Origin of the sequence: Olsenella profusa F0195 (genome assembly GCF_000468755.1) — a bacterium.
GTDB lineage: Bacteria > Actinomycetota > Coriobacteriia > Coriobacteriales > Atopobiaceae > Olsenella_F > Olsenella_F profusa.
This window is the reverse complement of sequence record NZ_AWEZ01000073.1, coordinates 87,135-99,638: the sequence shown is the minus strand read 5'-3', so window position 1 is coordinate 99,638 and position 12,504 is coordinate 87,135. Positions and strand designations below refer to the sequence as shown.

The 12,504-nt window shown below is 65.4% G+C and carries 9 protein-coding genes; 1 reads left to right on the top strand and 8 read right to left on the bottom strand.

The features are described 5' to 3' along the window. Nucleotides 1-52: 52 nt before the first annotated feature. Nucleotides 53-1,057, top strand: coding sequence for a lipoate--protein ligase (locus HMPREF1316_RS12660; RefSeq protein ID WP_021727455.1), 1,005 nt, complete (start codon nucleotides 53-55; stop codon nucleotides 1,055-1,057). A 533-nt stretch (nucleotides 1,058-1,590) separates the two neighbouring features. On the opposite strand, the gene HMPREF1316_RS12655 is transcribed toward HMPREF1316_RS12660, so the two are convergent. From HMPREF1316_RS12655 to HMPREF1316_RS12620, 8 genes are all read right to left on the bottom strand, one after another. Then, on the bottom strand, nucleotides 1,591-1,890 hold the full coding sequence (locus HMPREF1316_RS12655; protein ID WP_021727466.1) for a DUF6506 family protein: 300 nt from the start codon (nucleotides 1,888-1,890) through the stop codon (nucleotides 1,591-1,593). A gap of 30 nt (nucleotides 1,891-1,920) precedes the next feature. Next, nucleotides 1,921-3,363 carry a dihydrolipoyl dehydrogenase gene (lpdA, locus tag HMPREF1316_RS12650; protein ID WP_021727385.1) on the bottom strand — a complete coding sequence of 481 codons (1,443 nt, stop codon included), beginning with the start codon at nucleotides 3,361-3,363 and terminating at the stop codon, nucleotides 1,921-1,923. Nucleotides 3,364-3,375: 12 nt separating this feature from the next. Beyond that, nucleotides 3,376-4,716, bottom strand: a complete 1,341-nt coding sequence (locus HMPREF1316_RS12645) for a 2-oxo acid dehydrogenase subunit E2 (protein WP_021727356.1) — start codon at nucleotides 4,714-4,716, stop codon at nucleotides 3,376-3,378. 19 nt (nucleotides 4,717-4,735) lie between these two features. After that, nucleotides 4,736-5,755 (bottom strand): ATP-NAD kinase family protein, encoded by a 1,020-nt coding sequence (locus tag HMPREF1316_RS12640; protein ID WP_040652651.1) that lies wholly within the window; start codon nucleotides 5,753-5,755, stop codon nucleotides 4,736-4,738. Between the two features lie 90 nt (nucleotides 5,756-5,845). Then, nucleotides 5,846-6,817, bottom strand: a complete 972-nt coding sequence (locus HMPREF1316_RS12635; RefSeq protein WP_021727347.1) for an alpha-ketoacid dehydrogenase subunit beta — start codon at nucleotides 6,815-6,817, stop codon at nucleotides 5,846-5,848. Next, the gene (locus tag HMPREF1316_RS12630; RefSeq protein ID WP_021727411.1) at nucleotides 6,817-7,803 is read right to left on the bottom strand and encodes a thiamine pyrophosphate-dependent dehydrogenase E1 component subunit alpha; all 987 of its coding nucleotides are present in this window, start codon (nucleotides 7,801-7,803) and stop codon (nucleotides 6,817-6,819) included. The genes HMPREF1316_RS12635 and HMPREF1316_RS12630 overlap by 1 nt, the downstream gene beginning before the upstream one ends. A 192-nt stretch (nucleotides 7,804-7,995) precedes the next feature. After that, on the bottom strand, nucleotides 7,996-9,999 hold the full coding sequence (locus HMPREF1316_RS12625) for an oxidoreductase (RefSeq protein ID WP_021727474.1): 2,004 nt from the start codon (nucleotides 9,997-9,999) through the stop codon (nucleotides 7,996-7,998). Nucleotides 10,000-10,471: 472 nt separating this feature from the next. Further along, nucleotides 10,472-12,331 (bottom strand): carbon starvation CstA family protein, encoded by a 1,860-nt coding sequence (locus HMPREF1316_RS12620; protein WP_040652598.1) that lies wholly within the window; start codon nucleotides 12,329-12,331, stop codon nucleotides 10,472-10,474. Nucleotides 12,332-12,504: the final 173 nt, after the last annotated feature.

Below are 12,504 nucleotides of genomic sequence, written 5' to 3'. Positions count from 1 at the left end.
TCACGCCTGTGGGCCCGAAGGGAGATGCAACGACCAGGAGAGGGGAGCTGCCATGACCGGCATCATCCACTACCTCGAGACGGGATCCGTGGACCCAGACTTCAATCTGGCGTTTGAGGAACACGTCCTCCTGAGCCGCCGCGATGCCACCTACCTGATGCTCTGGCAGAACGACAACACCATCGTCCTCGGGCAGAACCAGAACGCGGAGGCGGAGATCGACCAACGCTTCGTCCGCGAGCACGGCATCAGGGTCGCCCGCCGCACGACGGGTGGCGGTGCGGTCTACCATGACCTCGGAAACCTCAACTACTCGTTCATGGCCGACGCGGGGGACTCGAGCCACCTGATGCTGGAGCGCTTCACCCTGCCCATCGTCGAGGCCCTGCGTGGGCTGGGTCTCGACGCAAGCGCCTCCGGTCGCAACGACATCGTCGTCGACGGGAGGAAGGTGTCGGGGACGGCGCAGCGGCTGGCTGGGGGGAGGGTCCTTCATCACGGGACGCTCCTCTTCGATTCGGATCCGTCCCTCATCGCCGGTGCCCTGCGGGTGAATCCCCAGAAGTTTCGCGCAAAGCGCGCCCAGTCCGTCCGGGGCCGAATCGGCATCATCCGTGAGTGCCTGGCGCGGAGGGGCTGCGACATGACCCTCCCCGAATTCTGGGCCTACCTGAAGGAGGCCCTGGCGGGGGACGGCCTCGTGCCCGACGAGCTGGACGATGGGGAGCTGGACCTGGTCCGTCGCCTGAAGGCGGAGAAGTACGACAGCTGGGAATGGGTCTTTGGACGCTCCCCGGCCTATGACCTGCGCAACAGGCGTTGGTGGAGCGGCGGCGAGCTGGAGGTGCGGGCGTCCATCACGCGGGAGAGGATCGCCGACATCCGGTTCTTCGGTGACTTCCTCTCCCTGGTGCCCCTTGGGACGCTGACGGACGAACTCGTCGGCTGCCCCTATCGGAGGGATGCCGTCCGCGAGGTCTTGGAGCGGCAGGCGATCGGTGCCCTGTTTGGCGGCATCACGATGGAGGAGGTCCTGTCGACGGTCTTTCCCTCGTAGGGAGGCCACCAAGCCCGCCTGCGCGCCGTCGCTGCTCGCGCCTGACGGCACGCTGGGGCGCTAGGGGGACGCGGGAACGACAAACGCGGAGGCGTTATCACGGTGACGTGCATCGTGATACTTGAAGTGCCCCGCCTAAAGTGCACACGCAACGTATATTCGAAAACGCCAACTGGGCAAACGCTGGGCGAAACGCGTTGCGTGTGCACTTTGGGCGACACCCCCGAGTAGGGAGGGCGGACGCCGACGCCACGACATCCGCCCCACTCACCTTATGTCAAGTAGCGTTAACGTTGGCCCCTAGACGATATATGGAGCGGTCGGGACCTCGCTCCATGAAGCGGTAGCCCTCATGGGGCATCGTGGGCTAGGCTCGGTCGTAGGAGTCGTCCGGCCTGCCACGTCCACAGGAGGCCCCGACCATGGTCCGTCGTACCAGCGCGGAGCACGGCGGGGCGGGCAATAGGAGACGGCCCCAACCCGAAGAACCTCGGGCTGGGACCGCCTTGCCTCTTGACAGCTCTATCTACATATCAGAACAGCTCGTCCCCCGACCGGTCATCCAGTCCCGGATGCCCGTCGAAGCGCACGACACCGATCCTGGCCCTGTCGCCGACCGCCTGCTTGACGACGTACGTGCCACGGATGCCAAACCCTCCGCAGAGCTCTATGATGCCGAGCCCCTGGTCCACGAGGTCCTTCGCGACCCGTGCCGCCTCCGCGTAGGTGGGCACGGCAATCGCATCCAGGTCCATCGTGGGCGTCTTCACGGTGCCCCGATGCACGGACGGGTCCGTCTGGGGTGCCAGGAAGATGAATGCGGCCCTCTTCATGCCAGTACCTCCTTCTCGTTGGTATGGCCCTCAGCTCTTGGCGTGGATCGCGCGGCCGAAGTAGCTGAGGGACGCCTCCCTCACGGCCTCGGAGATCGTGGGGTGCGCGTGAATCGTGCTCACCAGCTCGTCCACCGTTGCCTCCAGGCGAATCGCCAGGGCCCCCTCGCTGATGAGGTCGGTTGCTCGCGGCCCTATGATGTGCATGCCCAGAATCTGGTCGTATCGTGGCTCCGCGATGATCTTGACCAGGCCTTCGCCACCGTTCTCGATCAGCGCCTTGCCATTGCCCGCCAGGGAGAACCTCGCGGTCCGATAGGCGATGTCCCGCTCCTGGCACTGCTCCTCCGTCAGGCCGACCGACGCCGCCTCCGGCTCCATGTAGACACAGGTGGGGTTTGTCGATTCGTCGTACCGTGCCTCCGGGCCCATGATGGTCTCTGCGGCGACCTCCCCCATGACCATCGCCGTATGGGCCAGCCGCGCATGCCCACACACGCAGTCCCCGATGGCATACACGCCCCTGACGTTGGTCTGCATGTGGTCGTTGACGCGGATGGCGCCCCGCTCGTTGTCGATGCCGCCGGCCGCGAGGTCGAGGGAGGCCGTGTTGGGCGCGCGTCCGACCGCCACGAGGACCTTCTCGGCCTCGAAGGAGACCTCTTGGCCCGCATCCTTGTCCCTGCAGACGACCGTCGCCCCTCCGGCGCGCTCCTCCACCCTCTGGACGGGACAGGACAGGTGGAGCTTGATGCCCATCCGCCTCATGTGTGCGATGCCGATCTTGGTGAGGTCGCCGTCGAGCATCGGGAGCACGTGGTCAAGCGCCTCGACGATATCGACCCGCGTTCCAAATGCCGCATAGGCGCAGGCCAGCTCCACGCCGATCACCCCGCCACCAATCACGACCATCGACTCGGGCAGGCGCGTGAGTCCCAGGGCCCCCGTCGAGTCGATGCAGGCGGGCACCTCCCTCAGGCCCGGGATGGGGGGCACCGCGTTGACGGAGCCCGAGGCGACGATGAGGTCATCGGCACCCATCGTCTCCCCTGACCCATTCCGCCTGGTCAGCTCGATCTCCCGTCGTCCGGTGAACCTCGCCTCGCCCTCGATCACCTTGACGCCGTGGAGGCGCAGGAGCCCAGCCACACCGGAGGTGAGCTGGTTGACCACGCTGTCCTTGTGGGCCATGAGCTGGGGGACGTTGACCCGCGCACCATCCACGTCGACGCCGACCTCCGCCCCCCAGTCCCGGATCTCACAGAGCAGCTCCGCGCTGTGGAGGAGGCACTTGGTCGGTATGCAGCCGATGTTGAGGCAGGTGCCGCCAATGTGCTCCCGCTCGATCAGGGTGACGGCGGCCCCGAGCTGTGCGGCACGGATTGCCGCAACATACCCTCCCGGCCCGCCCCCTATCACGATGACCGTCCTGCTTCCGGAGGTGGCTGCCCGTGATGCTCCTGTCCTGTCCATGCTCTTGCCCCCTTACGCCAGCAGCAGGTAGGGATTCTCCACGAGCTGTGCGACGCGCCGTAGGAACCCGGCGGCCATGACGCCGTCCACGACCCTGTGGTCGGCAGCCAGGCAGAGGTTCATCATCGGACGGATGACCACGCGGCCGTCGCGCACGACCGGGGTGTCGACGATGGCGCAGACACCCAGGATCGCCAGCTCAGGCTGATTGATGATGGGCGAGAAGCCCGTGACGCCATACCGTCCCAGGTTCGTGATGGAGAACGTCCCACCCATGACGTCATCCATGCCGATGCTGCCGTCCCGGACGGCTGCTATCAGGCCCTCCGTCTCGCGGGAGACCTCCCTCAGCGCCTTGGCCTCCACCCATTTCACGTTGGGGACGATCAGGCCATCCCCCTTGGCGACGGCAAGCCCGACGTTCGCGTGGGCATGCCGCGTCAGCTGCTCGCTGTCAAAGCTCGCATTGATGTCCGGAAACTCCATCAGGGCCTGGGCCGCGACCTTCATGATGATGTGGTTGTACGTTATCTTGAGCCCCTCTGCCTCGAAGGGCTCCCGCAAGGTGGTGCGCAGGGCCTTGAGCGCCGTGCAGTCGACCGGGTGCGTGTAGGTGACGCGTGGCGAGGTGTGCCAGGACGCCGTCATGTTCCTGGCGATGCTGCGTCGCATGGAGCTGACCCTCATCGGCGGATAGTCATCGCCCTCCGGCTCGGCCGCCACGTCGGCCCGCACGGACCCACCGGCTGCGCCCAGGACGTCGTCCTTCATGATGCGGCGCCCGCCGACGTCCAGCTGGCTCACGTCAACGCCCGTATCCTCCGCGAGCTTCCGCGCGGTTGGACTCACGCGAAGGGGAGCCTGCGCCTCACCCTGGGACTGTGCCGCGAGGAAGGCCTCGACGTCCTCCCTCCTGATGCGCCCGTTGGGCCCCGTTCCCTCCACGAGCGACAGGTCAACGCCATGCTCCTTCGCCAGCTTCCGCGCAACCGGCGCGGCCCTCACGTCCCTGTTGGAGGACCCCCTCGGCACCGCGGTGACCTCGTCCGCAGGTCCCGCGGGCGCGGCCTGGGCGACGGTCCTATCGGCGGCCCCCTCCTCGGGGATGGCCTCACCGGGTGCGCCGAGGTAGGCGAGGGTGGCTGACACCGGGACCGACGCGCCCTCCGCGGCGAGTATCCGCAAGACCACCCCCTCGCACGGCGCCTCCACATCGTTCGTCAGCTTGTCGGTCGCCACCGAGACTATAGCCTGGCCCTTCTCGACCGCATCGCCCTCCTTCACCCTCCACTCCTCGACGGTACCTTCCGTCATGGTCATCCCCAGCTTGGGCATCAGCACCTTCTCAGCCATGACGCACGCCTCCTCTCGACTAGCGGAGCTCGAACAGGTTGTCGTCGACCGCCTGGTCAAGCGTCTCGCGAACCAGAACGCGCAGCGGGCCGTTGCGCGTGATGCTGAAGTCCAGCACGTCGCCCTTCGCGATGCGGACCTCCCGCTCCCCGTCCACGGCGAGCATGCCGTCTGACTCGGCTTCGATGCGATAGGGCTCATCGAGCTCGAGCTCCCTGGAGTCAAGGACCTCTATCTCGTTCAACACGCCCGCCGCGATGGGCGCCCGGTACCGCCGCCCGCCTCCCCTGCGCGCGGCATGGCTGCCGCCGGCAAGCTCCAGCGCAAGGCCCTGGTCATCCGTCGGAAGGATCACGCAGTGACAGCCGGCGGCCGCCGAGAAGCCGATGCTCGCAGGACTGCAGCGGGTGACGATCACCGTCCCTATGTCATCCGCGTTCCAGATCGCCCGTGCGCCCACCCAGAGGTCATCCGATATGGCGGCATCGATCAGGGCGATGTCGCGGAACCTGCCATTGATGCGGACCTCGATCCTCTTGTCCCGGATGCAGTGGGGGGACGGGTCCTCCATGCCCGCGATGATGCCGGCAGCCATGCCTGCGACCGTCCCCTCGATCATCTCCTGGTAGGTGTTGTTCGTACCGGTGGACAGCGGAAGGATGGGCGTGTCGCGGACCGACTTCGCGACCGCCCGGCTCGTCCCATCGCCACCCAGGACGACGATGCAGCCCACATGGCGCCGCTCCATCTCGGCGGCCGCCCGGATGGTGTCCTCCTGGGTCGCGAAGATCGGAAGGTCCATGACCTCGTACGAGGCCCTCAGCGTACGGTCTGCCGTCAGCTCGCCCATCGCCACCTCGCCGAAGTGATAGCTGTCCGGCATGAAGAGCACCTCGTCCACCCCGAGGGACTGGGCGGCCAGCACCAGGCGCTTGACGATGTTCACCTTCTCCTGGTTGTCGATGATCGTCGCATAGGACACCAGCCTGCGGATGTCCTTGCCAGAAGCGGGGTTTGCAATGATTCCCAGGCTTGGCATCATCCGACCTCCTTCTCAGGCATCTCCCCCCATCGGGGAGGGGCCCGTCCGGCGCCCCGTCACAGGCCACCGGGCGAGCCCTCCGGCCCCCTATCCCAGCTGCTCCCGTGCGGCCGCGACGATGTCCTCGGCCTTCGGGAGGAAGGTCTGCTCCAGGATCGGAGCGAAGGGAACGGGGGTGTCGAGCGCGCAGACGCGCCTTACGGATGAGTTGAGGTCGTCAAAGAGCTCCTCTGAGACGAACGCGGATATCTCACCGGCATAGCTTCCCCGCTTGAACTCCTCGGACGTCACGATGACGTTGCCCGTCTTCTCGACCGATTGGGCGATCAGGTCCTTGTCGAGGGGGTACAGCGTGCGAGGATCCACGACCTCCGCGGAGATGCCCTCCTTGGCCAGCGCCTCGGCCGCATCCAGCGCCACGAACAGCTGGTTGCCGTAGGCGATGATCGTCAGGTCGTCACCCTCCCGCTTGATGTCGCCCTTGCCCAGGGGGATCGGATCTCTTGAGGCCACCTCCCCCGCACGGCCGTATGCCATCTTGTGCTCGAAGAAGATGACGGGGTTGTCGTCATCTATGGACGCGAGCATCAGGCCCAGGCAGTCCTGCGGCGTGGAGGGAAACACCACCTTCAGGCCCGGGATGTGCGTGACCCATGCCTCCATCGACTTCGAGTGCTGCGCCGCCCCCTGCGCGCCGGCGCCATTGACGGTCCGAACGACCATCGGGAGCTCGATCTTGCCACCAAACATGTAGTGCATGAACGCGGCGTTGTTCACCACCTGGTCCATGGCAACCGTGAGGAAGTCAGAGAACATGATCTCAGCGATGGGGCGCAGCCCCGTCGCCGCCGAGCCCGTCGCCGCGCCGATGATGGCACCCTCGGAGATGGGCGTGTCACGAACCCTCTCGGGCCCAAACTCGTCAAGCATGCCCGCGGATACGCCAAAGCATCCGCCGAACGCGCCGACATCCTCGCCGAGCAAAAGGACGTTCTCGTCCTCTCTCATGCGGATGCACATGCCCTCGCGGAGGGCCTCCATAGCCTTCATGGTCTTCATCAGTGACGCACCTCCTCTACGATATCGGTATAGACGTCCTTGACGACGTCCTCCGGCTGCGGCAGCGGGCTCTCCTGCGCGTACGCGACCGCGGCATCGATCTCGTCGTCAATCCGCTTGTCGACCGCATCCATCTCGTCCGCGGTCATGACCTCGTTCTCCTCGAGGAACGTACGGTAGCGCCTGACGGGCTCCTTCTCCATCCAGGCTTCCTGCTCCACCGGATCCTTGTAGACGCTCGGGTCGCCCTCGAAGTGGCCACGCCACCTCCAGGTCTTGCACTCGACGAGCGTTGGCCCCTGCCCCTGCCGGGCGCGATTGACCGCCTCTCGCGCCACCTCATAGACGGCCATGACGTCATTGCCATCGACCGCGATGCCGGGGAACCCGTAGGACACGGCGCGATCCGCGATGTCCTTGATAGCCTGGTGCCTGGACTGGCTCATGGAAATGCCAAACTGGTTGTTCTCGCAGACGAAGACGATGGGAAGCTTCCAGATGGACGCCATGTTGAGGGCCTCATTGAAGGTTCCCTGGTTCGTGGAGCCATCACCGAAGAAGCAGGCGGTCACCTGGTTGGTCCCCCGGTACGCGATGGAGAGGCCCGCCCCCACGGCGATGTCCTGTCCGGCTCCCACGATGCCATTGGCGCCCAGGATCCCCAGGTCCCTGTCCGCAATGTGCATGGAGCCGCCCTTGCCCTTGCAGTAGCCGGTCGTGCGGCCATACAGCTCGGCCATCATGTATCTGGTGTCGCCGCCCTTGGCGATGATGTGGCCATGGCCCCTGTGCGTGCTCGTGATGAAGTCCGTCCTCTCCAGGTTCGCGCACACGCCGGTGGCAATCGCCTCCTCTCCGAGATAGGAGTGAAGAAAGCCCGGAATCTGTCCCTCCGCGAACAGGTCCACCGCCCTGCTCTCGAACGTGCGAATCCTCACGAGGGTCTCGTACATGCCCTTCATGTCTTCGTTAGTAGGCACCTTCATAGGGACGCGCCTCCCTTGTCAGCGAAATTGGGCCCTGTCCGTCACGACCGATGCATCGATACCGTCATACGAGTCTCCCATCTTCGATGAAGCCATGGCCCCAAGGGGCGTGGGCCACCACGCCCCTCGCAGGCCCCTGCCACGACGGCGACGTCGGGCGCCTCCCCTCGCCGGCGGCGCCGTCACATCACGTCACGAAACGTTGAGGGCGACCTCGTTGGCCTGCCAGACCGCCGTCATCACATCCGCCGCCACCTGGCTGTCCCCCACGTTGTAGAGGTGCTCGACCTTGCCGTACAGCTCCTTGAACAGCTGGTCGTTGGCCTTGAACCCCGTGCAGGTCACCACGGTGTCGCAGGGGACGGTCGAGGTCCTGAAGTGGTTGTCTACGAGGACGGCCCCCTCGTCGGTGACCTCCAGCAGGGAGGTGTTCGTGATCTCCCTGATGCCCTCGCGCCTCATCATCGTCAGGAGCATGTCCTTGTTCATGAAGGGGACGGGCCTTCCCGCAGAGAGGAGCGCCGACAGCATCTCGACGACGGTGACCTCCTTGCCCTGCTGCGCAAGCCACAGGGCGGTCTCGCAGCCGACGAGCCCTCCGCCGATCATGGTGACCCTCTGGCCGACCGGCGCGCCCTCGAGGACCGACACGGCATCGACCATACGCTCGGGATGGCTGCAGGGCACGTCCAGCGTGCATATGGTGGAGCCGGTGGCCAGGATGACGACGTCGACATCCATGTCCCCGACCTGATCAGCCGTGAGTCGCGCGCCCATGTGGACGTCGACCTTCCGGACCTCCATCTGGCGCTCGTAGTAGGCGATCAGGCGGCGATCATCGGCCTTGAAGTCGGGTACCGAGCCGGGCAGGATGTTTCCTCCCAGCCTGTCGGTGGCCTCGTACAGCGACACCTCGAAGCCCCGCAGACTCAGGACGCGGGCGGCCTCCATGCCCGCCACGCCACCACCGACGACGAGCGCCTTCCTGGGCTCCGCAATCCTCTCGATCCGATACAGCCGCTCGCGACCACACGCGGGGTTGACGGCACACGAGAGGTGCTTGCCCTCGAATCCACGCCCCATGCAGCCCACATGGCAGCCAATGCAGGGCCTGATCTGGTCCTCCTTGCCCGAGAGCACCTTCTGGGGCCAGGAGGGATCCGCCAGGAGCGCTCGACCCAGCACGATCATGTCGGCCTTCCGCTCCGCGAGCGCGCTCTCCGCGAGCTCGGGGATGTCGTTCTTGCCCGCAACGATGACCGGGGCGGAGACGACCTCCTTGAGCCTCTTCGTATGGTCGAGATACAGGCCATGCCGCTGGTAGACGGGGGGATGGGCAAAGTACCAGGCATCGTAGGAGCCCTCGTCGGCGTCGAAGGCGTCATAACCCGCCTCCTCGAACCAGGGGGCGATGGTGTAGCCCTCGTCGGCGTCGCGCCCGAACTCCTGGTAGTCCTCGCCCTCGAGGCCTCCCGAATTGAAGCCCTTCACGCAGCTCTTGATCGAGAAGCGCAGGACGACGGGGAAGTCCTTTCCCACCGTGCCCTTGACCTCCTTGACGATGGCGACGGGCAGGGTCGTGCGGCCCCTCAGGTCCCCACCAAACTTGTCCGTGCGGTGGTTGGTGAAGGCGGTCGTGAACTGGTCAAGCAGGTATCCCTCGTGAACCGCATGGATCTCGACGCCATCGAAGCCGGCCCGCTTGGCTATGGCAGCCGCCTCGCCAAACTTGCGTATGACGAACTCGATCTCCTTGATAGTCATGGCGCGACACGTGACCGAGGGGTCCCAGAAGTTGGGCACCGCGGATGCGGAGACGGGTGGCTTCTTCGCGAGCGCGGGGGCCAGGACGCGGCCGAAGCCCATGGAGAGCTGCAGGAACATCTTGGAGCCATAGGCATGGACGCGCTCGGTCATCTCGGAGGCCGTGAGCACGAAGCGGGCGGGGTCGATGTCCGTGCAGGGCAGGAAGCCGTCTATCATCGAGTCAACCGTGTTCTCGACCTTCGTCACCGACGAGATCAGCAGGCCCGTGCCGCCCTTCGCCCGCTCGACATAGTAGTCGATCGCCCGCTGGTTATAGCAACCGTACCTGTCCACCAGCCCGAAGGCACCCATCGGCGCCAGCGCCAGGCGGTTCTTCACCTCGACGTTTCCGATTCTGATGCTTGTGAACATCCTTGTTCGCTCTGCCATGGGAACCCTCTCCTCACCCAAGACCCTCTCGCGGTGTCGCAGGCAACCCCATCGCCACGGCCATCCCCCGTCCTTTGGCACGCCTGTCCCAGAGATCCGGTGATTCACGACCGCGCATCGCATCGGCTATGCTCAACGTTTTCTAGTCTTCAAGGTTCGTAGAGGGCGCTGGCAGCAGTCACCACCTCCAGAGCCGCACACCACTCGACAGGGGTCGATGCGGGGGCAGCAGACATACATCCAGGCTAAGGATATCGAGAGCCACTCCTCGCGGAGAGACAAATCGTTTAAATTGCTGCAAATTGTCGGCCAGCGGCACTCGTCCCAGCCTCGGTGACGGACGGCCCACGCGGGGCAGGGGACGCGCCCGTGCAAGCGGCGACCCATGCCCCGCGTGGGCTGTCATGTCCTGCGAGGTGATGGCAGCCTGCCGGTCCACCCCCTCCCGGGGCCCGGCAGAGAGCCGCTCCCCCTATACGGCCGTGGCCTCTGCGTCACCCGTAGTGGTCTTGGCCCTGACCTCGGTCACATGCGCGCGGCCGAGCTCCGTCCATTCGGGCTCCTCGTCAGGCTTGGATCCCGCCTTGGCCCGGAAGAGCTCCTTGAGGCAGTTGTAGGCGACGATGAGCCCCAGAACCATGAGCAGCACCGCAAAGACGAGCTGCAGCCCACTCGTGGCGAGCACGGCCGGCGTGGCGTTGGCGACGACCGCGTTGAGGCAGTTGATGGCGCTCATGGTCAGTGACGTGAACGTGCAGCAGAGCAGGAACGCGACGGGCGCGTACAGCATGAACCCCTTGCGCCCCGTGCACCTGCAGAACACGGCGAGCGTGATCATGGTCATGCCGCCAAGCAGCTGGTTCGAGGCGCCAAAGAGCGGCCAGATGTTGAGATAGCCGCCCAGCGACATCCCCACACCGATGACCAGGGTGATGATGGTGGCAAACCATGTGTTGGTCACGAGCCTCTGGCCGGCGCTCTTCTCGATGGCCTTCTCGGCCTGAACGTCGTTGGTCTTGAAGAAGAACTCCTGGAATGACGTGCGGCCTATGCGTGCCACGGCGTCCAGCGAGGTGAGCGCCAACGCCGAGACGTTCATGGTCATGAACACGGTCGCAAAGGTGCCGTTGACGCCAAAGCTCTGCATGCCGCGCGCCACACCGGCGGCAAAGATCTGAAACGGGGTACTGGCAACGCCCGCATTGAGGGCGCCGGTGCCGACGGTGTTCATGTCCCCAAACATGATAGCTGCCACGACGACGGCAAGCGTGCCCACAAAGCTCTCGAGCACCATGGCGCCATACCCCACAGGCAGGGCGTCCCGCTCGTTGGAGAGCTGCTTGGACGAGGTACCCGAGCTCACGAGGCTGTGGAAGCCGGAAAGGGCGCCGCAGGCGACGGAGACGAAGAGCAGCGGGAACAGGTAGTTGCCCTTGGCGGCAAGCGCGCCGAGCTGCTCGGACGAGGCAATCATGGGAGCGGTCATCGTCGCCTGACCGTCGAGGCCCATGACGACGATGCCCAGCACGGCACAGACGATCATGGCGACCATCATGATCGCCGTGAGCACGTCACGTGGCTGCTTGAGCACCTGGATGGGCATCGCACATGCGAAGACCAGGTAGATGGCCACGACGGCCGTCCACCCCATCAGGTTGAGGTAGAGGGGGAAGAGCATGCCCAGCACGAACATCACGGCGATGAGGGCGATGGCAAGGGCATACTTGGCCACGCCCCTGAGGTCGAAGGTGCGACAGACCCAGCCAAAGCCGATGGCCACGAACGTGAACAGGATCGAGATCGTCCCCGCGCATCCCGCCGCATACGACTTGGTGACGTCAACGGCCCCGCTGGCATCGAAGGTCGAGGCGAACGTGCCCGCGACCATGGCCGTGAACGCGGCGACGACGATACAGCAGAACAGGAAGCTGAACAGGAGGAAGAGGCGGCGGCCCGTCCTCCCGATGTACTTCTCGATGAGCTGGCCCAGCGACTTGCCGTTGTTCTTGATCGAGGCGTAGAGGGCGCCAAAGTCGTGCACGGCGCCAAAGAAGACGCCGCCGACGAGCACCCACAGCAGCACGGGCAGCCAACCGAACATCATGGCCACGATGGTCCCCGTGACGGGGCCAGCACCACAGATCGACGAGAACTGGTGCGCGAACACGGAGAAGCGCGATGCTGGCGCGTAGTCCCTGCCATCCTCCATGCGCATGGCGGGCGTCAGCGCACCCTCGTCGATGCCCCAGGTCCTTGCGAGCCAACGGCCATACGCCCCATAGCCGATGACCAAGACCACCGCCGCGATGACGATGACGGTCAATCCATTCATTGCCACTACCTCTCCGCACGGAAGCGCCCTGCATGCAGGGCACACTCCCTCTGCCATCTGGACGTCGCGCATCCCGGGCAGGTCTATCCCCTGCCGATAGCGCGGCACACCATACTTGGGGCCTGATACCCGTAAGGCTGTGGTATCACTCACAGGCTTTTCCGGGGCAAAGG

Coding starts and splice junctions, on each gene's coding strand:
- HMPREF1316_RS12660 (WP_021727455.1), top strand. CDS start 53: ATGACCGGCATCATCCACTACCTCGAGACGGGATCCGTGGACCCAGAC.
- HMPREF1316_RS12655 (WP_021727466.1), bottom strand. CDS start 1,890: ATGAAGAGGGCCGCATTCATCTTCCTGGCACCCCAGACGGACCCGTCC.
- lpdA (WP_021727385.1), bottom strand. CDS start 3,363: ATGGACAGGACAGGAGCATCACGGGCAGCCACCTCCGGAAGCAGGACG.
- HMPREF1316_RS12645 (WP_021727356.1), bottom strand. CDS start 4,716: ATGGCTGAGAAGGTGCTGATGCCCAAGCTGGGGATGACCATGACGGAA.
- HMPREF1316_RS12640 (WP_040652651.1), bottom strand. CDS start 5,755: ATGCCAAGCCTGGGAATCATTGCAAACCCCGCTTCTGGCAAGGACATC.
- HMPREF1316_RS12635 (WP_021727347.1), bottom strand. CDS start 6,817: ATGAAGACCATGAAGGCTATGGAGGCCCTCCGCGAGGGCATGTGCATC.
- HMPREF1316_RS12630 (WP_021727411.1), bottom strand. CDS start 7,803: ATGAAGGTGCCTACTAACGAAGACATGAAGGGCATGTACGAGACCCTC.
- HMPREF1316_RS12625 (WP_021727474.1), bottom strand. CDS start 9,999: ATGGCAGAGCGAACAAGGATGTTCACAAGCATCAGAATCGGAAACGTC.
- HMPREF1316_RS12620 (WP_040652598.1), bottom strand. CDS start 12,331: ATGAATGGATTGACCGTCATCGTCATCGCGGCGGTGGTCTTGGTCATC.